Origin of the sequence: Hwangdonia sp. (genome assembly GCF_048381975.1) — a bacterium.
Classification (GTDB): domain Bacteria; phylum Bacteroidota; class Bacteroidia; order Flavobacteriales; family Flavobacteriaceae; genus Hwangdonia; species Hwangdonia seohaensis.
The window spans coordinates 111,774-136,235 of the sequence record NZ_JBLWYT010000008.1; the positions used below are offsets into that span (position 1 = coordinate 111,774).

Annotated in this window: 25 protein-coding genes and 1 tRNA gene; 16 read left to right on the forward strand and 10 right to left on the reverse strand. The window is 36.5% G+C overall.

Going from position 1 to position 24,462, the window contains the following annotated elements:
- The first annotated feature begins 53 nt into the window (after positions 1-53).
- From ACN5J7_RS14285 to ACN5J7_RS14300, 4 genes are all read left to right on the forward strand, one after another.
- Positions 54-413: a SnoaL-like domain-containing protein gene (locus ACN5J7_RS14285; RefSeq protein WP_418604425.1), complete on the forward strand. Its 360-nt coding sequence runs from the start codon at positions 54-56 to the stop codon at positions 411-413.
- Between the two features lie 195 nt (positions 414-608).
- Positions 609-2,276: a formate--tetrahydrofolate ligase gene (locus ACN5J7_RS14290; RefSeq protein ID WP_418604426.1), complete on the forward strand. Its 1,668-nt coding sequence runs from the start codon at positions 609-611 to the stop codon at positions 2,274-2,276.
- A gap of 150 nt (positions 2,277-2,426) precedes the next feature.
- Positions 2,427-2,939, forward strand: a complete 513-nt coding sequence (locus tag ACN5J7_RS14295; RefSeq protein ID WP_418604427.1) for a TIR domain-containing protein — start codon at positions 2,427-2,429, stop codon at positions 2,937-2,939.
- Between the two features lie 218 nt (positions 2,940-3,157).
- Positions 3,158-3,370, forward strand: coding sequence for a hypothetical protein (locus tag ACN5J7_RS14300; protein ID WP_418604428.1), 213 nt, complete (start codon positions 3,158-3,160; stop codon positions 3,368-3,370).
- Here ACN5J7_RS14300 and ACN5J7_RS14305 read toward each other — a convergent pair.
- From ACN5J7_RS14305 to ACN5J7_RS14325, 5 genes are all read right to left on the reverse strand, one after another.
- Entirely contained in the window at positions 3,326-3,754 is a 429-nt protein-coding gene (locus ACN5J7_RS14305; RefSeq protein WP_418604429.1) for a BLUF domain-containing protein, read from the reverse strand. The two genes, ACN5J7_RS14300 and ACN5J7_RS14305, sit on opposite strands and share 45 nt — an antisense overlap.
- A gap of 6 nt (positions 3,755-3,760) precedes the next feature.
- Entirely contained in the window at positions 3,761-4,795 is a 1,035-nt protein-coding gene (locus tag ACN5J7_RS14310; protein ID WP_418604430.1) for a helix-turn-helix domain-containing protein, read from the reverse strand.
- 127 nt (positions 4,796-4,922) lie between these two features.
- Entirely contained in the window at positions 4,923-6,233 is a 1,311-nt protein-coding gene (gene murA, locus ACN5J7_RS14315) for a UDP-N-acetylglucosamine 1-carboxyvinyltransferase (protein ID WP_418604431.1), read from the reverse strand.
- 8 nt (positions 6,234-6,241) lie between these two features.
- A complete protein-coding gene (locus ACN5J7_RS14320; RefSeq protein ID WP_311938999.1) occupies positions 6,242-6,892 on the reverse strand; it encodes a DUF4290 domain-containing protein in 651 nt (216 codons plus the stop codon).
- Between the two features lie 191 nt (positions 6,893-7,083).
- Entirely contained in the window at positions 7,084-7,377 is a 294-nt protein-coding gene (locus ACN5J7_RS14325; RefSeq protein ID WP_418604432.1) for a DUF493 family protein, read from the reverse strand.
- Positions 7,378-7,467: 90 nt separating this feature from the next.
- Between ACN5J7_RS14325 and ACN5J7_RS14330 the strand changes: the two genes are divergently transcribed.
- The 5 genes from ACN5J7_RS14330 (at position 7,468) to ACN5J7_RS14350 (ending at position 12,199) form a co-directional block, all read left to right on the forward strand.
- The gene (locus ACN5J7_RS14330; RefSeq protein ID WP_418604433.1) at positions 7,468-8,007 is read left to right on the forward strand and encodes an AAA family ATPase; all 540 of its coding nucleotides are present in this window, start codon (positions 7,468-7,470) and stop codon (positions 8,005-8,007) included.
- 2 nt (positions 8,008-8,009) lie between these two features.
- On the forward strand, positions 8,010-9,911 hold the full coding sequence (locus ACN5J7_RS14335; RefSeq protein ID WP_418604434.1) for a RecQ family ATP-dependent DNA helicase: 1,902 nt from the start codon (positions 8,010-8,012) through the stop codon (positions 9,909-9,911).
- A 195-nt stretch (positions 9,912-10,106) separates the two neighbouring features.
- Positions 10,107-11,054 (forward strand): methionyl-tRNA formyltransferase, encoded by a 948-nt coding sequence (gene fmt / locus ACN5J7_RS14340; RefSeq protein WP_418604435.1) that lies wholly within the window; start codon positions 10,107-10,109, stop codon positions 11,052-11,054.
- A gap of 188 nt (positions 11,055-11,242) precedes the next feature.
- Positions 11,243-11,515 carry an HU family DNA-binding protein gene (locus tag ACN5J7_RS14345; RefSeq protein WP_290268080.1) on the forward strand — a complete coding sequence of 91 codons (273 nt, stop codon included), beginning with the start codon at positions 11,243-11,245 and terminating at the stop codon, positions 11,513-11,515.
- Between the two features lie 123 nt (positions 11,516-11,638).
- Positions 11,639-12,199 (forward strand): YqgE/AlgH family protein, encoded by a 561-nt coding sequence (locus ACN5J7_RS14350; protein ID WP_311939012.1) that lies wholly within the window; start codon positions 11,639-11,641, stop codon positions 12,197-12,199.
- Positions 12,200-12,303: 104 nt separating this feature from the next.
- On the opposite strand, the gene ACN5J7_RS14355 is transcribed toward ACN5J7_RS14350, so the two are convergent.
- The gene (locus ACN5J7_RS14355) at positions 12,304-13,155 is read right to left on the reverse strand and encodes an aminotransferase class IV (protein ID WP_418604436.1); all 852 of its coding nucleotides are present in this window, start codon (positions 13,153-13,155) and stop codon (positions 12,304-12,306) included.
- Between the two features lie 65 nt (positions 13,156-13,220).
- On the reverse strand, positions 13,221-13,610 hold the full coding sequence (locus ACN5J7_RS14360; protein ID WP_311939016.1) for an START-like domain-containing protein: 390 nt from the start codon (positions 13,608-13,610) through the stop codon (positions 13,221-13,223).
- Positions 13,611-13,742: 132 nt separating this feature from the next.
- On the opposite strand from ACN5J7_RS14360, the gene ACN5J7_RS14365 reads away from it, so the two are divergent.
- A tRNA-Met gene (locus ACN5J7_RS14365) sits at positions 13,743-13,816 on the forward strand.
- 450 nt (positions 13,817-14,266) lie between these two features.
- On the opposite strand, the gene ACN5J7_RS14370 is transcribed toward ACN5J7_RS14365, so the two are convergent.
- Complete coding sequence (locus ACN5J7_RS14370; RefSeq protein ID WP_418604437.1) at positions 14,267-17,227, reverse strand: DNA polymerase III subunit alpha; 2,961 nt, start codon at positions 17,225-17,227, stop codon at positions 14,267-14,269.
- A complete protein-coding gene (dinB, locus tag ACN5J7_RS14375; protein WP_418604438.1) occupies positions 17,227-18,441 on the reverse strand; it encodes a DNA polymerase IV in 1,215 nt (404 codons plus the stop codon). The genes ACN5J7_RS14370 and dinB overlap by 1 nt, the downstream gene beginning before the upstream one ends.
- Positions 18,442-18,493: 52 nt before the next feature.
- Between dinB and ACN5J7_RS14380 the strand changes: the two genes are divergently transcribed.
- Positions 18,494-19,264 (forward strand): XRE family transcriptional regulator, encoded by a 771-nt coding sequence (locus tag ACN5J7_RS14380; RefSeq protein WP_311939021.1) that lies wholly within the window; start codon positions 18,494-18,496, stop codon positions 19,262-19,264.
- On the forward strand, positions 19,261-20,598 hold the full coding sequence (locus ACN5J7_RS14385; RefSeq protein WP_311939065.1) for an exonuclease domain-containing protein: 1,338 nt from the start codon (positions 19,261-19,263) through the stop codon (positions 20,596-20,598). The genes ACN5J7_RS14380 and ACN5J7_RS14385 overlap by 4 nt, the downstream gene beginning before the upstream one ends.
- A gap of 42 nt (positions 20,599-20,640) precedes the next feature.
- Here ACN5J7_RS14385 and ACN5J7_RS14390 read toward each other — a convergent pair whose 3' ends face one another.
- Entirely contained in the window at positions 20,641-20,925 is a 285-nt protein-coding gene (locus ACN5J7_RS14390; RefSeq protein ID WP_311939023.1) for a DUF2188 domain-containing protein, read from the reverse strand.
- A gap of 285 nt (positions 20,926-21,210) precedes the next feature.
- On the opposite strand from ACN5J7_RS14390, the gene ACN5J7_RS14395 reads away from it, so the two are divergent.
- From ACN5J7_RS14395 to ACN5J7_RS14410, 4 genes are all read left to right on the forward strand, one after another.
- Positions 21,211-22,158: an oxidoreductase family protein gene (locus ACN5J7_RS14395; RefSeq protein ID WP_311939025.1), complete on the forward strand. Its 948-nt coding sequence runs from the start codon at positions 21,211-21,213 to the stop codon at positions 22,156-22,158.
- 2 nt (positions 22,159-22,160) lie between these two features.
- Positions 22,161-22,985 carry a 3'(2'),5'-bisphosphate nucleotidase CysQ family protein gene (locus ACN5J7_RS14400; protein WP_311939028.1) on the forward strand — a complete coding sequence of 275 codons (825 nt, stop codon included), beginning with the start codon at positions 22,161-22,163 and terminating at the stop codon, positions 22,983-22,985.
- 539 nt (positions 22,986-23,524) lie between these two features.
- Entirely contained in the window at positions 23,525-24,064 is a 540-nt protein-coding gene (locus ACN5J7_RS14405; protein ID WP_418604439.1) for a tetratricopeptide repeat protein, read from the forward strand.
- A 12-nt stretch (positions 24,065-24,076) separates the two neighbouring features.
- On the forward strand, positions 24,077-24,253 hold the full coding sequence (locus tag ACN5J7_RS14410) for a hypothetical protein (protein ID WP_418604440.1): 177 nt from the start codon (positions 24,077-24,079) through the stop codon (positions 24,251-24,253).
- The last annotated feature ends 209 nt before the right edge of the window (positions 24,254-24,462 follow it).

The window sequence follows — 24,462 nt, forward strand, 5'->3', positions numbered from 1 at the left end:
ATGGGTTCAAATATTTAACTAACTTTAAAACATGAACCAAAAAAAATATAAAAATGAACACACAAGACGTAGCGAACAAGTGGGTACAAATGTGTCGCGAAGGTAAAAACATGGAATGTATTGAGGAATTGTACGCCGACCATGTTGTGAGCAAAGAAATGCCTGGGATGCCGGGGGAAGTTATTACTGGAAAACAAAATGTTTGGAACAAAAGCAAACAGTGGCTGGACAGTGTTGACGATTTACATTCAAGTTCAGTTTCAGAACCTGTAGTTGCTGGAAACTTTTTTACAGCAAAAATGACATTTGATTGTACATTCAAAGAAGGTGGTAGACAACAGATGGAAGAGCTTTGTGTTTATGAAGTAAAGGATGGGGAAATTGCTAGCGAACAGTATTTTTACACGCTATGAAAACCCCCAAAGCATAAAACACTAAATTCCGTAAAAATCTAGAAAAGCTTCAATATTGTACTTGAAGCTTTTTTTATATACCGATATATCGATAATTCAGGTTATATTTATATGACAAATATCACAAAATATAGTGTCTAAAAATTATACTTTTACCTTGATATTAGAATTTTCGATAATTAAAATTTACGCTTTATGAACGATTTACAGATTGCCAAAACCATCACCCTTAAACCCATCACGTCCATTGCCGAAAAATTTGGAGTCGACCCCGAACACATTGAAATGTATGGCAAGTATAAAGCAAAATTACCCTTAAAAGCCATAAACAAACAACAGGCCGATAAAAGCAATTTAATACTGGTTTCGGCCATTTCGCCCACACCGGCGGGCGAAGGAAAAACAACCATATCCATTGGTTTATCTGAAGGTTTAAATCGTTTAAACAAAAAAACTACGGTGGTTTTAAGAGAACCCTCTTTAGGGCCTATTTTTGGCATCAAAGGTGGTGCCACGGGCGGCGGATACTCACAGGTGTTGCCCATGGAGGATATCAATCTGCATTTTACGGGCGATTTTTCCGCTATCGAAAAAGCCCACAATTTACTATCTGCCCTAATCGATAATAACATTCAAAGCAAAACAAACTCGTTATTGATAGACCCCAGAACCATTGGGTGGAAACGCGTTATCGATATGAACGACCGCGCCTTAAGGCACACCATTGTTGGTTTGGGCGGTACTGCATCAGGCATACCTCGTGAAACCGGTTTCGATATTACGGCGGCTTCCGAAATTATGGCCATCCTGTGTTTAGCTGAAAATTTAACCGACCTCAAAAAACGCTTAGGAAACATTTTTATAGGCTTTACCTTTAATAAAGAACCCATTTATGCCAAAGATTTAAAAGCCGAAGGTGCTATGGCCACCTTACTAAAAGATGCCATAAAACCCAATTTGGTGCAAACCATCGAGGGCAATCCAGCCATCATTCACGGGGGGCCTTTTGCCAATATCGCGCAAGGCACCAACACCGTAATTGGCACGTTAATGGGTATGTCGCATTCCGATTATACGGTAACCGAAGCCGGTTTTGGTTTCGATTTAGGTGCCGAAAAATTCTTCGATATCAAATGCCAAAGTGCCGGACTTAAACCCAAGGCCGTAGTGCTTACCACCACCATTCGCGCATTAAAATACCATGGCGGTGCCGATTTAAAATCGTTGACCACGCCCGATCTCGATGCGCTTAAAAACGGACTGCCCAACTTGGAAAAACACCTCGAAAACATTTCCAAATTCAAGGTATCGCCCGTTATTGCCATCAATAAGTTTACCTCGGATAGTGATGCCGAAATCCAATTGATAAAAGATTTTGCGGCCACCAAAGGCATTAAAGTGGCCTTGGCCGATGTTTGGGCAAAAGGCGGCGGGGGCGCTTTGGAGTTGGCACAATGTGTTATTGATGTGGTAGAAGCCAAAACCTCAAACTTTACGCCCTTGTACCATTGGGAATCCAGTGTTACCGATAAAATTGAAACCATAGCCACCGAAATTTATGGCGCCGAATATGTAGATTACACCGCAAAAGCCAAAGCCCATTTAAGGAAAATAACCCATTTAGGCTTAGACCATTTACCTATTTGTATCGCCAAAACCCAAAAGTCTTTATCCGACAACCCCAAGTTATTAGGGCGACCAAAGGATTTTATCATTACCGTTAGGGAAATTGAAATCGCCGCAGGTGCCGGTTTTTTAATCCCGATTACGGGCGATATTATGCGCATGCCCGGGTTACCGGCACATCCGGCGTCTGAAAACATCGATATTAACGATGAGGGCGAAATTACGGGCTTGTTTTAGGTAAAAATACGTAGGAATACGTATTGGTATTTTGGTAAGAAAATTCTATATTCGTCAATCGGTAGATATAAATCACTTGTACTGCTTTTATCGAAGTGTTAAAACGGATTTACATCCTAAAACGTTGCCAAGAATTTAAACGAAACAAATATGGGATACAGAAATAAAACGTATGTTATTTTCGATGGTGATAATGATATGTGGGCTTACGCTCGTATGAAAGGATGGAATGCATTAGACAATATTGATTTCAATTTTTTCAATGCTCACGACTTAAAACCCCTTACAGGACAAGCGGCAAACGAAACTTATATAAAACAACGCCTCTTGGAACGAATAAAAAGTGCTAAACAAGTTGTTGTATTGGTCGGAAGTAGTACTAAAAATTTATTCAGATACGTTCGTTGGGAAATTGAACAATGTCAAAATCTTGATTTGCCTATAGTTGTTGTCAACCTAAATAAAGTAAGAAGTATAGATAACACACTTTGCCCGCCAATTCTTAAAGGAGCTAACGCTATGCACGTTTCGTTTCGAATGAAGATAATTAAATATGCTTTAGATTATTGGCCAAATCAATATGATTCAAGTGTTGATAAAACAAAAAGAAATGATTGGCATTATCCGGCTTCAGTTTATAAAGATTTAGGATTAGATTATTAAAATAGATTTCCCAAACATTTTCATCAAAGCTGATAGTAAATCGGTTTCTTCTCAAAATTATTACCAGATTGAATATTAAAATTCTTGTTTTGTTAGTGGTGTCCACTTTTGTTTCTTCAGTACAAACCGACACTGGTTGAATTTCATTTATTTCTAGTTTCCTATTAATTATTTCGTTAATCTTAACAACCTGGATTATGCACTTCCAACCATAAAAAATGTGGTATGCTGGAAGAGTCCTTGCAGAAAGCACAAAGTTTTTAACTTGGAATTTTACAACAGGAACTAAACCATTTCTACCGCTAAGCTATATTCAGTGCTCTTTCAAACAGCCAAAAAAGATAGGACATTATTTAGGAATAAAAGTCTTCAAAACACAGCTATATTTAGGTGTTGCTAATCAATTCAAAAATGTTCGTTTTAAGGGTTAAAAACACCTCCGACGATTTGCTTTTCAGGTTTGCATTTTCAAAATAGGTTTCTAAAAGCATTCTGCTGTAATTATTCTGTTCGGCAGTGCCCGAAAAATTGTAAAACGCCATAGACCAATCGTCCCAAAGCATATTTTTTGATGGGGTTTCGATAAGCGTGGTAACATCAAAATGCCTGTTGTCGGCTTTTATGCTGTCGTACAATTCCAATATCGCCTCTTTGGCGCCTTCAATAATTTGAATAAACTGATTGTTGCTGTAAATAATGCAACCGGTAATGCCCTGCTTTTTATTGTGCTGTTTTGCTTTTAAAAGCATATAGTCGATGTCCTTTTGAGAAAAATGAGATTCAGCAGTCGACCGGTAAATTACAGAATAATACATATTTTTTTAACTAGCAATTACTTTATTGATTAACTGTGGATTGGTAACACATTGAGAGGGCAAAACACCAAAATACCTTTTAAATATCTTGGAAAAATAACTTCGGCTGCTAAAGCCTACGCTATATACCAATTCTGAAACATTAAAATCGGTTTCGTAAATAAGTTGCGCCGCTTTTTCCAATCGCTTTTCGGTAATATAAACGTTCACACTTTTATTGAATAGGTATTTAAAGCCTTTTTGCAGCTTATCTGACGAAAGTCCAGAAATTTTTTGCAACCGCGAAACGCTTAGGTTTTCGCTTAAATTATTGGAGATAAAATTAACGGTGGCCAGAATTTGGTCGATTTCGAACTGGCGAATGGGTGCATCTTTATGTTTACCGCTTATGCCTTTATCGTGCCTATCTATTTGCGATGCCATTGTATTAATAATGGCAGCTTCTTTAAACAATAAGTCTGATGACGAATTAAAGGAATACTTTAAAATATCGCTGACAAATTTAGAGGTTCTAAAGCAAATTCTTCCCGAATAGCGATAGTCCTCTTCTTTTAAAAAGGCATCGGACAAAATTCTGAAGGCTATTTTTCGCAATCCAAGATCGTCTTGACTTCCTATTTTATTAAAATCGGGCTTATACGAAATAAGGGTCATTTTTATTGGCGTGTGCGCCCCGAATTTTATGGTGCTCGACGATTTTTTATTGCGACTTACAATAAAGTTTTGCCTAAAATTGATTTGCTCGTAACCCAATGCGTTGAATTTATGGTATGCCGAACCTTCTAAGCAAAAAATAAAATCGATACTTCGAAGCGGTGCTTTTTTAAAAAGTAATTCTAAATCCTGTTTAAGGACAATGTCGAATATAAAAACCGAAATTTCGCTGGAGAGTTTGGTCGCCGTTATCAAGCCTTCGCCATAAGATGGATTTAATTGTGTACTGCAAAAACCTTCTTCCTTACAAATTTTCTCACCTAAATGTTGAGAGAGATGGTTTAAATCTTCAAAACAGTCAACTCCAGATGATTTTATCGTATTCATAATGGTTAATTAATGCACTATTAATTTATTTACACTATGAGAGACTTTAGGGTTTTCTAAATATAGAAAAAAATAAGGACTTCTATAATTACTTTATTATAACGGCAAACCTATGTAATGCCAATAGCTATTGTACCCGCTCAATTCGTGCGCCAATAGCGCGCAAACGCTCGTCGATGTTTTCGTAACCACGGTCAATCTGCTCAATATTCATAATGGTTGACGTCCCTTTAGCCGATAAGGCTGCAATTAATAAGGACACACCGGCACGAATATCTGGCGAGGTCATGGTGGTGGCTTTTAAGGTCGATTTAAAATCGTGCCCAATAACGGTGGCGCGATGCGGGTCGCACAAAATTATTTTTGCGCCCATATCAATCAACTTATCGACAAAGAATAAACGGCTTTCAAACATTTTTTGGTGTACCAAAACACTGCCTCGGGCTTGTGTGGCGACCACCAAAATAATACTCAATAAATCTGGTGTAAACCCGGGCCAAGGCGCATCGGAAATGGTTAAAATAGAACCATCGATAAAACTTTGTATTTCGTAACCATCGGTATGTGCCGGAATATGGATGTTATCGCCTTGTTTTTCAACGGTAATGCCCAATTTCCTGAACACGTTTGGAATAATGCCCAAATCGTCCCAACTTACATTGGTAATGGTGAGCTCGCTTTTGGTCATGGCCGCTAAACCAATCCAACTCCCGATTTCAATCATATCCGGAAGCATGGTGTGCTCGGTGCCGCCTAAACTTTCAACGCCATCGATAATCAACATATTGGAACCTACGCCACTGATTTTTGCGCCCATACGATTCAGCATTTTACACAATTGCTGCAAATAGGGTTCGCAAGCGGCGTTGTAAATGGTGGTTTGCCCTTTGGCCAAAACCGCAGCCATTAAAATATTGGCGGTCCCGGTAACCGATGCTTCTTCAAGCAACATATAGGTGCCTTTTAAAGTATCTGCTTCAACGCCATAAAACTGTTCTTCTTTGCTGTACCTGAATTTCGCACCCAGTTTAATTAAGCCTTCAAAATGGGTATCTAAACGTCTGCGACCAATTTTATCGCCTCCGGGTTTTGGAATATAACCTCTGCCAAAGCGCGCCAACAATGGGCCCACAATCATTATAGAACCGCGGAGTCCTTTACCGTCTTCTTTAAATTCCGGAGATTCCAAATATTTTAAATTCACGTTATCGGCTTGAAAGGTATACGTTCCTTCGGCCAATTTTTCGGTTTTAACACCTAGTTTTTGTAATAAACCAATAAGCTTATTAACATCAATAATATCTGGAATGTTGTGTATGGTAACGCGTTCTGGCGTTAATAAAACCGCGCATAAAATTTGCAAGGCTTCGTTTTTTGCTCCTTGTGGACGAATACTTCCTTTTAATTGGTGTCCACCTTCAATTTTAAATGTTCCCATAAATGCGCTTAATAACGTTTTCTCTGGCGACTGCCCGAACTCTTTTTTTGGTGTCCGCCTTTTTTATTACTACTACTGTATTTGGTTTTGGTACGCATTAAGCTTGATGAATCGGATAAATCTTCTTCAGAATTACGCAAATCTATTTTACCATTTGACAATTCGTACAAATGATTAAAAATAACCGCATCTTCAACCGTGTCTTTATTCCAATTTAAAAAACACTTTTTCATGTGGTTGGCAATGGTGTAAAGTAAAGCCTCTTTAAGCTCGCCTGCTTCCCATGTATTAGCAACGTCGATCATGGTTTTAATATTGTTTCCGTAGAATCGATATTTAGGAAAGTTTTGCGGGTATTTTAAAGGTTCTGGGCTTTCTTCAAAAAGTTCTTTTGTAGGTTTATCGTAAGGTGAATCGGCGTCCAATTCAAAATTAGACATGATAAAAAGCTGGTCCCATAATTTGTGCTGAAAATCTGGAACGTCTCTTAAGTGTGGTTGCATGTTTCCCATTACGGAAATTATGGCTTTGGCTAATTTATTGCGTTCTTCCTTGGTTTCTCTGGATTTCGCGTAGTTAATCATTTTCTGCATGTGGCGACCATATTCTGGTATGATTAAATGCTCACGCTCTGTGTTGTATTCTAAATCGTCTATCAAAATAAATGTGTAGATTATATAATTTGGCAAGTAGTTGCTATGCTTGCGCAAAATACAAAAAAAATTAAGAGGCTGTTTAAAAATGTGTTTCTTATTTTTTTATGTCTCTTTTGTGCATAATTTCGTTAAAATTTTAAATCGTAGCAGTGCTATGATTAAAAACTTTGTTTTCTTCTGCCCAAAAACAGTTTTTAAAGGCTTATAACGCCTTCTATTTTTATTGCTACTTCTTTATATTTTTCAATAACGGCATCGGGGTTGCGCATACGCAAATTAACCGATACGCTTGTGTATTTACCGTTTTTTGATGGTGTTGTATTGATAACAGCGCCCATATTATCAAAAATAGCCTCAATTTCAGCTATCTTTTTTAAATCTGATTTAACAATAAATTTATATAAATATTCTGTTGGCCAAAGTGCCGTATCTTGTAATTGCCCTTTTAATTTTTTGTAAAATTCTTCTGGATTTGTAGGTGTGCTCATAAAATTATTTAATAAGTTGCAAAGATACTGTTTATTTGCATTTTTTTTATAAGCGTTAAATTACGATTTTTACGGCATAAATCTTACCATTTGAATACGAAAAGAATTGTTATCACCGGTGGTCCAGGCACAGGAAAATCCAGTATTATTAATGCATTGGCCGATAGAGGTTATTTGTGTTTTGAGGAAATTTCGCGTCAAGTAACCTTAGATGCCAAAAAAGACGGGATAGACCAACTGTTTTTAACAAACCCTTTATTGTTTAGCGAATTGCTTTTAAGGGGCAGGGAGCAGCAATACAACGATACCAAAAACCTAAAAACCGAAGTTGTTTTTTTAGATCGTGGTGTGCCCGATGTTTTGGCATACATGGATTTTATTGGCGATCCGTATCCGCCCTATTTTACCGAGGTGTGCAAAGACTGTTATTACGATTGCGTTTTTATTTTAAAACCTTGGCAGGATATTTATGTGAGCGATAACGAGCGTTATGAAAGTTTTGAAGAAGCTTTGCAAATTCACGACCATTTACAAAACACCTATCAATCTTTTAATTATAAATTGATTGACGTACCTTTTGATGTTGTAGAAAAAAGAGTCGATTTTATTCTTAAAACCCTTAATATGTAATTATGGAACACCCCATAAACATATTGGAACGCTATTGGAAATTCACATCGTTTAAACCCAACCAAGAAGCTATTATCAATGCGGTTTTAGATGGCGAAGATACCTTTGCGCTGTTGCCTACGGGTGGGGGAAAATCGTTGTGTTTTCAAATCCCTGCTCTGGCAAAAGATGGTATTTGCATTGTTATTTCGCCCTTAATTGCACTTATGAAAGACCAAGTGCAGCAGCTTAACGACAAAGGCATTAAAGCCATGGCGCTAACCAGTGGGATTTCGTATAGCCAATTAGACACGCTTTTGGATAATTGCATTTACGGAAACTACAAGTTTTTATACCTCTCGCCCGAACGCTTACAGCAAGAATTGGTACAAGACCGAATTAGGTTAATGAACGTGAATTTAATTGCGGTGGACGAGGCGCACTGTATCTCGCAATGGGGAAGCGATTTTAGGCCCGCATATAAAAACATTACGCTTTTGCGCCAATTGCAACCCAGTGTAAATGTGATTGCCTTAACGGCTTCGGCAAAACCCGAAGTTATTGACGACATTACCAAAGAACTCGATTTTATAAAGCCCAAAATATTTAAGCAATCGTTTTACAGACCCAATTTGGCGTACATGGTTTACCACGAAAACGATAAATATTACCGGATTGAAAGCATTTTAAAAAAGTATAAAGCCTCGTCGATTATTTACGTTAGAAACAGAAAACTAACTTTGGATTTGGCATCGTTTTTAGCCTCGAAAAACATTGGGGCAACCTATTACCACGGGGGACTTTCGAATGATGAAAAGGATGCAAACATGAGCGATTGGATAGCCAACCGCAAACAGGTTATGGTGGCCACAAATGCCTTTGGAATGGGCATTGATAAACCCGATGTTAAAACGGTTATCCATTTGAATTTACCCGAAAGCATTGAAAGTTATTTTCAGGAAGCTGGTCGTGTGGGTAGAAATGGCGACAAGGCTTTTGCCGTTATTTTAAAGAACAATAGCGATGCCGTTTTGGTTAAAAACCAATTTTTAAAGGTGTTGCCAACGGTAGATTTTGTAAAACAGGTGTACAGAAAACTGTGCAGTTATTTTCAGATTTCTTATGGTGAAGGCGAATACGTTACCAACGATTTCGATTTTAACACCTTTTGCAAAACCTATAATTTCAGTTCGATTTTATGTTATAACGCCCTATTGATTTTAGACCGGAATAGTGTGATTACCTTATCGAAACAGTTTAAAAACAAGGTTACGGTACAGTTTATTATTTCCAGCGGGGCTTTGTTTAATTATTTGGAAACGCACCAGGAATTCAATATAATAGTAAAATCGATGCTTAGGATGTACGGCGGTATTTTTGACCATCTTACCAAAGTTGATTTAAAGCGTATTGCCGAAAAGGCTTCGGTTACGGAATCTAAATTAATCGCTGTGTTGCACGAGCTGGAAAGCAGTGAAATCATCACGCTAAATTTGGCAAAAACCGATGCGCAGATTACGTTTATCCAACCGCGTGAAGATGACAAAACCATCAATCGCATCGCCTCCATTATCGAACAGCAAAACACATTAAAACAGCAGCAAGTTAAAAGTATGCTTGATTATGTTGAAAATGATGCGGTTTGCAAAAGCATACAGCTCCTCACCTATTTTGGTGAAAAGGATGTGAAACCCTGCGGCATTTGTTCGGTTTGCGTTTCAGCTGAAAAAAAGAATAAACCGCAAGATATTAATACCATAAAAAAACGCATTGTAGAATTGCTTGAAAACGGCGACCTGTCGTCTCGACTAATTAGCACCACCTTAAATTGCCCAGAGAAAGATGTAAAAACCGTTTTAAAGTTGCTTTTGGAACATAATATGATTACAATTACGCCAACAAACACCTATAAACTAAAAGACTGATTACTAAAAAAAGAACGTTGCAAAGACGAACTAAATATTGGGTTTGGTATAGCTTTGGCAGATAGGTGCGTTAGGGATTGCAGCGGAAAGCCCACAGCGAAGTACGAGCGCGGACTTGCAGCGGAAAGCCCGACCCGACAAGCGCTGAGGTACTCGAAGCGCAGGGGAACGCCCAAATTTTAAATACAAAAAAAAATGAAAAACTTAAGAATTGTTTTTATGGGTACGCCAGATTTTGCAGTTGCGACCTTAAAAACATTGGTAGAAAACAACTATACTATTGCGGGCGTTATTACAGCACCCGACAGACCTGCCGGCCGCGGACGAAAATTGAACGAAAGTGCGGTAAAGCAATATGCAAAATCTGTGGGCTTAAACATTTTGCAGCCCACAAATTTAAAAAGCGAGGATTTTTTGAATGAGCTAAAGGCTTTAAAAGCCAACCTTCAAATTGTGGTGGCTTTTAGGATGCTGCCCCAAGTGGTTTGGCAAATGCCGGAATACGGCACCTTTAATTTACACGCTTCGTTGTTGCCTAATTACCGCGGTGCCGCACCTATTAATTGGGCTATTATAAACGGCGAAACCAAAACCGGAGTTTCAACGTTTTTTATTGATGAGAAAATTGATACGGGCGAAATGATTCTTCAAGAGGACGTGGCCATAGACCCTGAGGAAAATGCAGGAAGCTTACACGACAAATTGATGGTTGTTGGCAGCGCACTGGTTTTAAAAACCGTTGCTTTAATTGAAAAGGGCGATGTGAAAACGACTCCCCAAATAGACTCCGACGCTATAAAAACTGCGCACAAACTAAATAGGGACAATTGTAAAATAGATTGGAACGATACTTTGGATAATATTTACAATCATATCCGTGGGTTGAGTCCGTATCCTGCAGCTTGGTGCAGGTTAATAAATGGCGCGGACGAATTGGACGTTAAAATCTATAAAGCCGAAAAAGAAAAAACAGCTCACGCCTTGGAACTAGGAACCGTGGTTTCGAATAAAAACGAAGTAAAGGTTGCTGTTACAAATGGTTACCTTATTATAAAGGAAATTAAGCTTCCGGGTAAGCGCAACATGGATATAAAATCGCTTTTAAACGGGTATGCTTTTCAAGATGGTGCCAAAGTGCTCTAAACCCTTATTCCCACTCATATTATAAAAACATCGACAAAACGCATTGTCTTTATTAACAAAAGCATTAAGTTATCAACAAAAGCGGGTATTTCCCTTGCTATTACTTGCATGGTAGTATAATCCGTATAAATTTGTAAAGGATTTAACAAAAATGTTTAACCAATTTATTAATTATTAAATTTTATATTATGAACAAAACAGATTTAATCGATGCCATGGCAGAACACGCAGGAATTACTAAAGCAGCTGCAAAAAAAGCTTTAGAATGCGCAATTATTGAAATTGAAGGGGCTTTACAAAAAGGCAACAGAGTTTCTTTAGTAGGATTCGGATCTTGGTCAGTTTCTAAAAGAGCTGCAAGAGAGGGAAGAAATCCTCAAACTGGAGAGACTATCAAAATCAAAGCTAAAAACGTAGTAAAGTTTAAAGCTGGATCTGATTTATCAAATGCAGTAAACTAATATTTACCGATAATATATTCTTTAAATGCCTTCAGAATTGAAGGCATTTTTTGTTGAATATGGTAAAACAGTTGCATTTTAAATAAAAAAATATTAGATTTAATTGATAAATTCCTCGACAGTATGATTACAACTAAACCCAAAAAAGGTGATTTGTTAATCGCAGAACCTGCTATAATAGGAGATGTTTCTTTTAATCGCTCCATAGTTTTGTTAGCAGATCACTCGCATGAGGGCTCTATAGGTTTTATTTTGAATAAGCCCTTAGAGTACACTATTAGCGATTTGGTGCCAGATGTTGAGGCCAATTTTAAAGTTTACAACGGCGGCCCCGTTGAGCAAGACAATCTATATTTTATACATAAAGTACCGGACTTAATTCCTGAGAGTATTGAGATTTCTTTGGGTATTTATTGGGGTGGCGATTTTAGTAAAGTTGCCGAACTTATTGCAAGCGGCTCTATTAAGGAAACCGATATTCGGTTTTTTCTTGGATATTCTGGATGGGAAACCAATCAGTTGGATGAAGAATTAAAAGCGAATTCGTGGGTTGTTACGAACAACATCTACAAGGAACATATTATTGAAAAAAATTACGAATCGTTTTGGAAAGAAAAGATGCTAGAATTTGGTGGCGAGTACAGCATTTGGTCCAATGCTCCTGAAAATCCGAATTATAACTGATATTAAATGAACTACCTCGCCGCAAGCATTCGAGCTATCAAATTCCAAAAAAAATAAATCCCAATTTCCAAAAAAAAAAGTAAAACCAGAACGGCTACAAAGGTTTAGTTCGTGCTGCTCAATCTAATTTTAACATTCAATTTTTGCAATAGCATTTTAGACACGTCGTTTTTGAATGTTTTTTTTCTGTATTTTGTTACGGGCTGAATACCCACAATAACATTTGTTATAAAAATTTCGTCGGCTTTTTGAAGCTCGAACGGCGATATGGAAGCTTCCATCACCTCTAATTCAGGCATCTTTTTTACAATATCAATAAGTTGTTTTCGCATAATGCCTTTTAAACAACCATCAGCTATTGGGGGTGTTTTTATCACATTATCCTTTACCACAAAAACATTTCCGTTTAATGCTTCAATAACGTGTTTGTTGGTGTTTAAAAGCAAACAGTTGTGTAAGCTGTTTTCTTTTGCATAAATACTTCCCACCACATTAAGGGCTTTGTTATTGGTTTTTAAAGTAGATAATAAAGTGGGTGATACATAATAATCCTTAAACAAATCGACTTCGTAAAAATCGTCTTTAAGCAAATAAAAATCGTCTGGTACAGCTTGGGTTGTTATTATAAAATCAACTGAATTACTATCCGGCAAATACAAGCCGCCTTGGTGGCGTTGCACCATTAATTTAACCCGGGCCGATGCTTGTTGCAGTTGATTTGCTTTTAATGTTTTTTGAATTTGTTCTTCGAGAAATTCCATGGTGAAATTCATCGGGATTTCCATACGCATAATGCGCATTGATGCCATTAACCTAAAATAATGGTCTTCCCAAAAAAGCAGTTTCCCGTAGGAGGTTTTAATGGTTTCAAAAAGGGCATCGCCGTAATTAAAACCCCTGCTGTTTATTGATAATTTAGAATCTGGCTCTACAATTTGCTCGTTAAAATTTATCATAAAAAAATCCCACTTTCAGTTTAATTAAAAGTGGGACAAATATAATTGATTTATGTTTTATTTAATTATGCGGAACCCAATACTTGCTTTAAATCTGCAATTTGATTTTCCCATAGCATTTTAGCTTCGTCAACTTCATCTTCATCGGCAAAATCGGTTACCATTAACGACACATCTTTAGTGATTTCATCGACTTGAATTCTAATTTCAAAATACGACGTTGTATCGTCTTCATCGTTTAGCCATCTAAACTTAATGCGTTCGCCACTTTTTTTGCTTAATAGTTTTGCTTTTTCTTCGCTATCGTCCCAAATAAAAGTAAATAATTCGCCTCTGGAGTTTACATTATCTGAAAACCATTCAGATAAACCTGATGGCGTAGAAATGTATTGATATAGTAATTGTGGTGATGCGTGTATTGGAAATTCAATTTCAAATTTAATTTTCTCGTCCATAAGTGCTGTAAAATTTATGATGCTCAATATATACATTAATTGATAAGTTTAACAGTAATTTTTAATAATATTTTACGGCGTTAAAAGTTTGTTGAGAATAATATTGTTTTTATATTTGCAGCCTTAAATTATGGCGAGGTAGCTCAGCTGGTTAGAGCGTCGGATTCATAACCCGGAGGTCGGGGGATCGTGCCCCCCTCTCGCTACAAGGTATACAAGGGAAAGCTGAAGATTAGTCTTCGGCTTTTTTGTTTTAGGTACAACATAGGTACAACAAATGGTTGTTTTTTAAGCCTGCTTTTCAATTGGTTTTATATGACATCAAATGACATTAATGTATAATTCTACTCCCTTAACTCTTTAGAATAATAAAAATTAGCGGGCAATCCATCTGTATGCCAAAAAAGAACATTAGAGTTGTTCCTTAATTTCTTGTTATCAAGATAATCGATCATGCCATAAAAAGCTCTACCTGAATAAACAGGATCTAATAAAACCCCCTCGCTTTGAGCCAAAATTTTTATAGCTGCTCTGGGTCCGGAAACAGATGACGTTTTAAATTTTAAGCTTGCAAAAGTTGATGGCCAATTGAAGTTTTCTAAGAAATGGATGTGGAAAATAGCTCTTTTTAAAGGCGATACCTAAAGTGCTTATGTCTAATCTACCGCCCTAGGATTGGGTTTAATCCTAACTTTTCTACTTTTAGAAATTATCATACTACAGAATCCATGTTTTTTTGTAATAACCCCAAGGCACTTATAAACACCTAGTCCATGTATGGCGTATTTATGGACGACTTCTGTAAAATGCACAGCATCAAAGTATTTTCCGTGTTTATCAACAAATGTGCTCAATCGCATTAATTTTCCTTGTGACGTTTTATTATGCCTTGTGTTGACCAAGTTTCCATAAATTACAACTTCTTTATTCACATAATTTCCCATGTTATCTGATGTGATATCATTTTCTAAAGGCTCATCTACCAAATCAAAATAACCACATAACGGGAACCCCAATAATTCCATTTCGTCATAGGCACTTTCTAAAGCACTTACTTCTAAAACAGGTAATTCAAAATGTTTGTGCTTTGGTTTGAATAATTTAGGTTGTTTATTTGAAGATTTAGTGGCGTTAAGCTTAAAAATGGCATGCCACATAAGTTCAGTTTTCGATTTTTCGGTAAACCTAAAACAACCTATGCGTATTAAAATTGATAATTGCTCTATGCTAATGGTTATCCGATCGATAAAATCTTCCAAAGAAGTATAATACCCATGCAATTGTCTTTCAGTAAGCAGTCTTTGAACAACTAATTTTTCTAAATTCTTTAAATATCCAAAACCTAAATAAATGCCTTTATCCATTACCCTGTTTGCATGGTCGCTATAATTTATACAAGGTAATTTTATAGTGGCTCCTTGCATTTTGGCCTCGTGCAAATAATGTTCGGTACTGTAAAATCCGCCACCATTATTTAAAACCGCCACCATAAATTCAATGGGGAAATAGCATTTTAAAAACAGGCTTTGATAGCTCTCGACAGCATAAGATGCGGAGTGCCCTTTAGCAAAAGCATAACCTGCAAAACTTTTTATTTGGTTCCAAACCTCGTTTATCAACTTATCCGAATAGCCTTTATTTTTACAATTTGAAATGAACTTTTGTTCTACCGCTAAAAACTCCTCACGTGAACGAAACTTGCCACTCATACCTCGTCTTAAAACATCTGCTTCGCCCAATGTTAAACCTGCAAATTGATGGGCCACTTTTAACACATCTTCTTGATATACCATAACACCATAAGTATCGGGCATGATTTCCAGTAAAACAGGATGTGCATTTTTTCTAAATTCCGGAAACCGATGTCTTTTTATGAATTCTTCTTTCATACCTGAGCCAGAAACGCCTGGGCGGATTATTGAACTTGCCGCTACCAGCCCCAAATAATCTTGGGTTTGTAGTTTAATCATTAAGCCACGCATGGCGGGAGATTCTACATAATACGCTCCTATAGCACCTCCGCTTTTAAGCAGATTATTGATTTTTTTATCATTTTTAAAACGTGGTAAATCGTGAATATCAATAGGCGGCAATTCGGGTCTGTTTTTTGCTATAATTTGTAAGGTGTCCTTAATTTTCGCCAAACCTCGTTGCCCTAAAATATCGAATTTAAAAATACCAACATCTTCGGCTATAATCATATCAAACTGTACCGTAGGATAGCCCTTTGGCGGCAAAAATGTTGCAGAATAATTATGAATGGGTTTATCGAGAATTAAAATACCTGCCGAATGCACACTCACATAGTTTGGAAAACCCTCAATTAACTTACCGTATTTTAAAACCAGCTGCCCAATTTCGTCTATTTGATTTATAGGCAAATTTCCTTTACTCAACTTGTCTATCTCTTCTTTTGGCAAACCAAAAACTTTTCCCAGTTCCCGTACTACCGCTCTATATTTAAAGGTATTATAGGTTGCTAAAAGGGCGGTATTTTCAAATCTGTTGAAAATATATTGCGTAACATCATCTCTATCTTTCCACGAAAAATCAATATCAAAATCTGGTGGCGATGCCCTAAACGGATTTATAAAGCGCTCAAAATACAAATCCAGTTCTATGGGGTCTACATCGGTAATGCCAATAATATATGCCACAATACTATTAGCGCCACTACCCCGCCCCACATGAAAATAACCTTGGCTTTTAGCGTAAGTAACGATATCGTGATTGATTAAAAAGAAACTCACAAAATTTAGTTCTTTTATGGTTTTCAACTCTTTGTTCAATCTTTTAAACACCTTATCGGTTGGGTTCGGATATCGTTTTGAAAAACCAGCGTCACATAGTTTTTTCAAGCTGTTATAATCTTCTTCAACCGTATTGGTATATAGTTTTAAATTCTGGGATTGCCGTTCACTTCCAAAACTAAAATCGATGCCGCATTGCCCCATAAGATGGAGCGTGTTTTCTATGATATGAGGGAAATCAGAGAATGCGATTTCCAGGTTTTCCTTTGAAATCATACTTTCATTTGGCCTGCATTCTTCAGTTTTTGGAAGCTTACTTAACAAACAGTTATTATCAATAGCCCTAAGCAAACGATGTGCATTAAAATCTCTTTTGTTTCTAAGGGTAACGGTTTGCTGAATGACTAATTTATCTTTGAAATCTTTCAGTTTGGAAAATCGGAGTTTTTTCAATTCTTCAACAGAAATCCCAATAAACTCATTCTCTTGAAAAGAGGTTATTTCCAGCTCTAAAACAGTTTCAAAAGGGTAAACAATAAATGTATTTGAAAGCTTTGGTGCCATATCTGGAAACTCTATTTTGTTTTCCAGATGATGTGACAATAGCTTGTTCAATTCATAAAAGCCTTTATTATTTCTAGCTATACCGATAAATTTTTGTTTTGCGCCGTTCCTAAAATCTATACCAACTATAGGTTTTATGCCATATTTTTTTGATTGTTGAATAAAATTTAAGCATGCAGATGTATTATTAATATCGGTTAATACTAAGCTTGAGATATGGTTTTCTTTGGCTAATTCCAATAATTCAATTTCAGAAAAAGTGCCATATCGAAGTGAATAATAAGAATGACAGTTTAAATACATTATTGTTTTCTGTGTGCTAATAACATTGGTGGTTCTCCGTTAAAAGGGTTTTGAAATCGCCCTATGGTTTTTGCGCCCATTGATGCTGCTTTTTGAATGCTTAATTCGCCATAACGCTTGCGAATGGTATCCATGGCATCGTAAAGGCTCAGCATTTCCTCAGTGTCATCAAATAAATTAATCTGGTAGTTTCCCGTTACTAAATCGCTGAACTTGACGCCCACCAACCGAATTAACAAGCGACGCTGATACAACTTATCGAACAGCTCCAAAACCTTGGGGATAATAACATGATCTGCACTGGTATATGGGATTTTTATCTGTTTGGAATAGGTGTTAAAATCGGAATACCTAATTTTCACACTGATGCAGGATGCCAGTTTATTGCCCCGCCTTAACTGAAAGGCCAGATTTTCGGCCATGGCAAAAATGGTCGTCCGTAATTTTATCACATCAATGGTATCCTTATTAAAGGTGCGTTCTGTTGAAATGGATTTACGTTCGTGGTAAGGCGTTAATGGCGGATTATCCAGTCCATGGGCGCGTTTCCAAATGGTTGCGCCATTTTTACCCAAAACACTGGTCATCATTTCAATGGGCATTTGCTGCACCACCCTAACTTTATCGATACCTAAATTCCGTAAGGTTTGGTAAGTTTTACTGCCAACCGATGGGATTTTACGTATGGATAACGGTGCCAAAAAGAGTTTTTCGTAACCTAAATCGATACGCAATTGGTTGTTGGGCTTGGCCTCGCCTGTTGCTACCTTTGAAACGATTTTATTCCCCGACAGCCCAAACGAAATGGGCAAACCTGTTTCTTTAATTATGGTGTTGCGCATTTCGGTGGCGTATTTATAACTGCCAAAAAACTTATCCATGCCACTTAAATCGGCATAAAACTCATCAATGCTTGCTTTTTCAAAAACAGGGACTTTTTCCTTGATAATTTCGGTAACCTGATGCGAGTATTTGGTATATATCGATGAGTTGCCACGAATAACCACAGCCTCTGGACATAAACGTCTTGCCAGTTTCATAGACATGCCAGAATGCACACCAAAACGTCTCGTTTCATAGCTGCATGCCGCAACAACACCCCGATCTCCAGTGCCACCAACCAACAACGGCCTTTTTTGCAAACTACTGTCTATCAGCCGCTCACAAGACACAAAGAAGGTATCTAAGTCTAAATGCAAAATTTGTTTTTCCATGCTTCAAAATTAGCTATTATATGTAGCAGTTATTGCTTATATTTGTAGCATTATGAAAATAATTGCAAAAAACATTTCACATTTAAGACACCTCAAGGGTTTAACCCAAGAGGCACTTGCTGATGAATTACAGGTAACCCGTTCTCGTATTTCATCTTACGAAGAAGCACGCTCTGCACCTACCATTGAGTTTTTAATTACACTCTCCGATTATTTTAAATTGCCCATTGATATTCTATTGCGTAAAGACCTAACAAAAGCCAGTGATTTTTCGTTTATCGATATTGGCAATCAGCGTGTTTTGTTTCCCATAACGGTTGATAAAGACAACGATAATTTAATTGAAGTCGTGCCCATTAAAGCATCGGCAGGCTACTTATCTGGTTATGACGACCCTGAATACATCGAGCAATTGGAAAAAATCAAGCTACCGTTTTTACCCACGGGAAAACACAGAGCTTTCCCCATAAAAGGCGATTCTATGCTGCCCATGAAAGATGGCTCTTATGTTGTGGGGCGTTTTATTGAAGATAGGAGCGAAATAAAAACAGGGAAAACCTATGTTTTGGTAACCCTCAATGAAGGAATGGTGTACAAACGGGTTATGAACAATATTGATTTTAACGGGTCGTTACTTTTAATGTCCGATAACAAAACGTATCACGACTACAGCGTGCCCATTGATGAAGTGTTGGAAATCTGGGAATTTACCTGTAGCATTAATACCCAAGAATACGATGCACAGGATTTAAAAATCAGCAGTATCATAAATATGTTTAATGATTTGGGCGTGGAGTTAAAAGCTTTGGAAAAATTAAGATAATGTATACCATCATTGACGTTGAAACCACCGGACAGGGTAATAAAATTACGGAAATATCTATTTTTAAATATGATGGCAATCAGGTTGTCGACGAGTTTACATCGCTGGTAAATCCAGAAGCTTATATCCCCGATTACATCACCGCATTAACCGGGATTGATAATTTAATGGTTGCCAATGCCCCAACATTTTCAGACATCGCCAACGCTATTTTAGAAATAACGGAAAACACCATTTTTGTCGCCCATAGTGTAAATTTCGATTACAATGTCATCCGCAATGAATTTAAGGCGATTGGTATAGATTTTAGAAGAAAAAAACTATGCACGGTTAGGCTGTCAAGAAAACTGATGCTCGGTTATAAATCGTATAGCCTCGGAAAGATCTGTAAAGCACTAAACATTGAAATTAACGGAAGGCATAGAGCAAAAGGTGATGCCGAAGCAACCGTTGTTTTGTTTGAAATGCTGTTAAACAAAGAAAATGCTGAAACCGTTTTCAACGACTTCTTAAAAAAATCATCTAAAGAAGCCACCTTGCCATCGCACTTACCAACAGCTGTTTTTAATAATCTGCCCAACAAGGCAGGTGTCTACTTTTTTAAAGATAAGAAAGGAAAAATTATTTATATCGGTAAAGCTAAAGACATCAAAAAACGGGTTTTAAGTCACTTTTATAGTAAAACAAAAAAATCCTTAGACATGGTTAGAGAAACCAGGGATATTGATTTTGAATTATCGGGCAGCGAACTCATTGCGTTACTTATGGAAGACGCCGCCATTAAACACCATTATCCAATATACAACGTGGTTTCAAAACGCAACCCCAAAGCCTATGCCATTTTTAGTTATGAAGACAGAAAAGGCATAAAACATTTAGCCTACAATACGTTAAAGGCAACACCAAACCCCATCCAAACCTTTTCCACTATTACAGATTGCAGACAATACTTAGAAAAGATTTGTGCTCAATTTGAACTGTGCCCTAAATTTTGTCATTTACAAGATGGCGTTTCGCAATGTTCTCATTATAAAATCACCACGTGTAAAGGCATCTGTTCAAATAATGAAACGGTAAACTCATATAATTTACGTGTAAGCTCAGCCATTTCATTTACCATTGAAAACACAAAAGATATGGTGCTCAAACAAAAAGGAAGACATGACGACGAAGAGGCATTTGTTTTAATTAAAAACAGTGTTTATTTAGGATACGGTTTTATTGATAAAACAGAACAAATTAATACACCGGAAGCATTGGAAGCCTTTTTAATTCCGCAAAAGGATAATTTGGATGTGCAGAAAATATTGAGAAAGAGGTTAGCTCAACATTGATGCCATCCCTTTTATTTTGATAACACATAGGAAAATCATCTTTTAGTCATAACTAATGCGCTCCCGGATACCACCACTAGCTCGATGTATAATCACATCTGCTTTACGGCGTTTAGCAATGGTTTTGGCTTTGTTTATGGCAGTGCTTTGTTTCCTGTGTTTAGAAGTGATACGCTTGTTACCTTCACGTCGCACCGCCCACCCTTCATCGTATGGAACCACGTGTTGATGCCATGTTCTAGTTGTTTTTTTTGAGCTTTTAAAATAAGCCTCTACAAGTTCCTTAATAATTTGAAGCCAAGAGTGTGAGTCGCTTTGTTTTGCCATAGATAACATTTTGCCATCTCAATATAATGCTTTTAAATAAAATGGAATAAAAGAGCGAAATTTGCGGAATTGTAAGTTGGAGTTTGAAAAAAACAAACAAAATTGATGCTTTTTAAACTCTTTCTAGTAAAATCGTGTACTGAGTTGAGTACTCTGATTTATAATAATTCTTGCTCTTATTATAGAAATTAATGATTTTGAACATAATTATCATAGTTAACAGCTTTTAAAAGCTATATTTTTTTCCAATGCATAAAAATCACATTTTCCTACCTTTGAAACCTTATGAACGAATATTTTAAATCTATTATTTTACAGAAAACGAATGCTTCCTCTTTAGTTGAAAAAGAAACTATACAGGAACTATGGAGTGGTTATGGTAAAATAATACGTGTTGCCTTAGAAAATACACCTATAGAAAGTGTTGTTGTTAAACATATTCAATTATCTAGTGGGAATACCCACCCTAGAGGATGGAACTCTGATATTGGTCATCAAAGAAAACTGAAATCTTATGAAGTAGAAACCACTTGGTATAAGTTATATAGTAAACACAGTTTAGCACGTTTACCAAAGTGTTTTGCTATTGAAAGTAAGGGTGATGAAACACTGATAGTTCTTGAAGATTTAGATATGGCAGGTTTCCCATTACGAAAGCAAAAGGTAACATGGAAAGATATAGAGACTTGTTTAAAATGGTTAGCACAATTCCATGCCAGCTATTTAGGGAAAGTTCCTGACGGCCTTTGGGAAGTTGGCACCTATTGGCATTTGGAAACTAGACCTCAAGAACTAGAGGTTTTAGAAGATGAACCTTTGAAAAATGCTGCTGCAGCTATTAACAACAAACTGAATAACTGCAACTTTAAAGCGTTTGTTCATGGCGATGCAAAATTGGCCAACTTTTGTTTTTCAGAAAGCGGACAAGTTGCTGGCGTAGATTTTCAATATGTAGGCGGTGGATGTGGTATGAAAGACGTTTCGTATTTTATTGGAAGTTGCCTTAATGAAAGGGATTGTGAACGTTTAGAATCAAAACTCCTAGACACATACTTTGCCTATTTACACCAAGCACTCGGTGAACGGAATGTAGCCCTTGAAAACGAATGGCGCCCCTTATATCGAGTGGCCTGGGCAGATTTTCATCGGTTTTTAAAGGGTTGGAGCCCCAGCCATTGGAAAATTAATAGTTACAGTGAAAGAATAACTTCTGAAGTCATTAAAAATCTATAAAAATGGACTTAAAACATTTGACAAATATTGCCATTGAAGCAGCACTTTCAGCTGGAAAAACCATTCAAAAGCATTTAAATGATAACATTGTTGTAGAAAAAAAAGAAGGAGGTTCTAACTATGCGTCTCAAGTTGTAACAAAAGTAGATCGCGAATGTGAACGTATCATTTTATCGTATTTAAAGCCCACGTGTAAAGCGCATGATATTGGTTTACTTTCCGAAGAAACAGAAGATGATGAAAGCCGATTTAAAAAGGAGTACTTTTGGTGTATAGACCCTTTAGATGGCACACTAGCTTTTATTAATAAACAACCTGGGTTTTCTGTGTCTATTGCTTTAATTGCCAAAGATGGAACACCAGTAATAGGGGTTGTATTCGACCCTAGCACTAAAATATTATACCATGCAATAAAAGGACATGGTGCATATAAAAATAAAAGTCCTTGGAACATTCAAAACACCAACGACTATTTAACTTACGTTACCGATAAAAAGTTAAGGGATACTCCAAAATCTACTGAAATACAAGACATACTCAATAAACACAAAACTGACTTAGGCCTAAAATATATTAAGGAAATTTCAGGAGCAGGTGCCGTACTAAGTGCTATTATAGTTATAGAAAACGGACCCGCATGTTTTTTAAAACTCCCTAAAAAAGACCTTGGAGGCGGTAGTATTTGGGACTTTGCTGCTACAGCATGTATTTTCCAAGAATTAGGTTTAACTGCCACTCATTTTAATGGTGAAACTTTAGAATTAAATAAAAAAGCTGACACTTTCATGAACCATAAAGGGGTTTACTATTCCAACTTAACTTTATAAAACTAAAAAAAAATTACCTAAGCCAATCAAAGACACCTTCCATATCAGAGTTTTGATAAAAAATCAGTTAGTGTTTAACTTTTCAATTATTTACAAATAATCATTTGACTTTTTCAAGCCTTAATTTCGGCAAAACTACCTTATACTCTTTATCATCATTCTTATCATACCAATCACACACACGCTAGGTAATCCTATTATTTTGTTTATCTAAAGTATTAACAATGAAATTAAAATTCAATTCTATTCATTTATTTATTGGACAAACTATATTGCAGAAAAAGTCCTACTAAAACAATTTAGTTTTTTGATTCATTGTATATTTCTCCATTTCCTTAACACAACAACAATTTAAAATCATAGAGAATTCCCTCGACACATTATAAGAATTTTATTATATTGCATGAAAACTAACCTAAAATAATAACAGTGGAAATTTTATTAAAAATACATCGTTATCCCACCTTAATGGAATATTATGATGCATTTAATAATCCATATAAATAAGTTAGCAAACATTTGAGAAAAAAATTAACATTATGAATAAGATTCTATTAATTGCAAGTTTGTTGTTATTCTCAATAAGTTATTCTCAAAACGGAGAGAAAACAATAAACAAAAAAGAAGAAAAACAACTTTTTGAAAAGACTGAAAAAAATGCTCGAAATGATAACTTAGAAATACAGCCTTTTGCTCAAATGGAATTAGGAGAAATGTATTACGAAGGAAAAGGAACCGAAAAAAATTTTAAAAAAGCTTTTTATTGGTTCAAAAAAAGTGCTGAAAACGGAGTTGTCGGCGCAAATGCGAGAGTTGCTTATATGTATTACGACGGAGAAGGAACTCTAAAAAGTTATAAAGATGCTTTTTACTACATACAGCGAGGACTTGGATTTGAACTTGACGCTAAATCTCTGTTCTACATTGGTCGAATGTATTTCTATGGACAAGGTACTGACAAAAATAAAAAGCTTTGTGCTTATTGGATAAAAAAAGCCTACGAAACGCCTATGGAAAGTGAATATAAGGAAAGAGCTGAGAAATTCTGGAATGATAACGAATTATGGAATTACGAATAATAAATAACTGATATGGCAAATTTTATAGAAATAATTGACAATGACGATACAGTCAAACTAATAAACGTGGATAACATTTCTTATGTTAAAGTTAATACAATGGCGATTTGTTCAATTGTAATGAACGACAGCTCTGAAATTAAAACAGGAATTGACAAAGAAACGTTGATAAAAAAAATAAATTTATAAAAGAAAAAAACGTTTGCTAACAACGTGTATAGCTCATTGCGGCTGAATTCCTAATCGGAATTCATTGCAATTTGCTATCTTCGTGTTACGGCGGAAAATCCTCGCGGATTTCCCGCAACGAGCCATACACAAAACCGTTGCTAGCAATTTGCCCAGCTTAGTTTTAAAAACGACAATGAATTTATTGGCTTGCTTGGTGGGTTTCTGTT

Excerpts from the sequence above, each read along its gene's own strand:
- ACN5J7_RS14290 (WP_418604426.1), top strand. The coding sequence starts at position 609 with ATGAACGATTTACAGATTGCCAAAACCATCACCCTTAAACCCATCACG.
- ACN5J7_RS14305 (WP_418604429.1), bottom strand. The coding sequence starts at position 3,754 with ATGTATTATTCTGTAATTTACCGGTCGACTGCTGAATCTCATTTTTCT.
- dinB (WP_418604438.1), bottom strand. The coding sequence starts at position 18,441 with ATGGAAAAACAAATTTTGCATTTAGACTTAGATACCTTCTTTGTGTCT.
- fmt (WP_418604435.1), top strand. The coding sequence starts at position 10,107 with ATGAAAAACTTAAGAATTGTTTTTATGGGTACGCCAGATTTTGCAGTT.
- murA (WP_418604431.1), bottom strand. The coding sequence starts at position 6,233 with ATGGGAACATTTAAAATTGAAGGTGGACACCAATTAAAAGGAAGTATT.
- ACN5J7_RS14360 (WP_311939016.1), bottom strand. The coding sequence starts at position 13,610 with ATGGACGAGAAAATTAAATTTGAAATTGAATTTCCAATACACGCATCA.
- ACN5J7_RS14410 (WP_418604440.1), top strand. The coding sequence starts at position 24,077 with ATGGCAAATTTTATAGAAATAATTGACAATGACGATACAGTCAAACTA.
- ACN5J7_RS14345 (WP_290268080.1), top strand. The coding sequence starts at position 11,243 with ATGAACAAAACAGATTTAATCGATGCCATGGCAGAACACGCAGGAATT.
- ACN5J7_RS14310 (WP_418604430.1), bottom strand. The coding sequence starts at position 4,795 with ATGAATACGATAAAATCATCTGGAGTTGACTGTTTTGAAGATTTAAAC.
- ACN5J7_RS14370 (WP_418604437.1), bottom strand. The coding sequence starts at position 17,227 with ATGTATTTAAACTGTCATTCTTATTATTCACTTCGATATGGCACTTTT.
- ACN5J7_RS14395 (WP_311939025.1), top strand. The coding sequence starts at position 21,211 with ATGAACGAATATTTTAAATCTATTATTTTACAGAAAACGAATGCTTCC.
- ACN5J7_RS14380 (WP_311939021.1), top strand. The coding sequence starts at position 18,494 with ATGAAAATAATTGCAAAAAACATTTCACATTTAAGACACCTCAAGGGT.
- ACN5J7_RS14285 (WP_418604425.1), top strand. The coding sequence starts at position 54 with ATGAACACACAAGACGTAGCGAACAAGTGGGTACAAATGTGTCGCGAA.
- ACN5J7_RS14325 (WP_418604432.1), bottom strand. The coding sequence starts at position 7,377 with ATGAGCACACCTACAAATCCAGAAGAATTTTACAAAAAATTAAAAGGG.
- ACN5J7_RS14295 (WP_418604427.1), top strand. The coding sequence starts at position 2,427 with ATGGGATACAGAAATAAAACGTATGTTATTTTCGATGGTGATAATGAT.
- ACN5J7_RS14390 (WP_311939023.1), bottom strand. The coding sequence starts at position 20,925 with ATGGCAAAACAAAGCGACTCACACTCTTGGCTTCAAATTATTAAGGAA.
- ACN5J7_RS14400 (WP_311939028.1), top strand. The coding sequence starts at position 22,161 with ATGGACTTAAAACATTTGACAAATATTGCCATTGAAGCAGCACTTTCA.
- ACN5J7_RS14335 (WP_418604434.1), top strand. The coding sequence starts at position 8,010 with ATGGAACACCCCATAAACATATTGGAACGCTATTGGAAATTCACATCG.
- ACN5J7_RS14405 (WP_418604439.1), top strand. The coding sequence starts at position 23,525 with ATGAATAAGATTCTATTAATTGCAAGTTTGTTGTTATTCTCAATAAGT.
- ACN5J7_RS14300 (WP_418604428.1), top strand. The coding sequence starts at position 3,158 with ATGTGGTATGCTGGAAGAGTCCTTGCAGAAAGCACAAAGTTTTTAACT.
- ACN5J7_RS14350 (WP_311939012.1), top strand. The coding sequence starts at position 11,639 with ATGATTACAACTAAACCCAAAAAAGGTGATTTGTTAATCGCAGAACCT.
- ACN5J7_RS14355 (WP_418604436.1), bottom strand. The coding sequence starts at position 13,155 with ATGATAAATTTTAACGAGCAAATTGTAGAGCCAGATTCTAAATTATCA.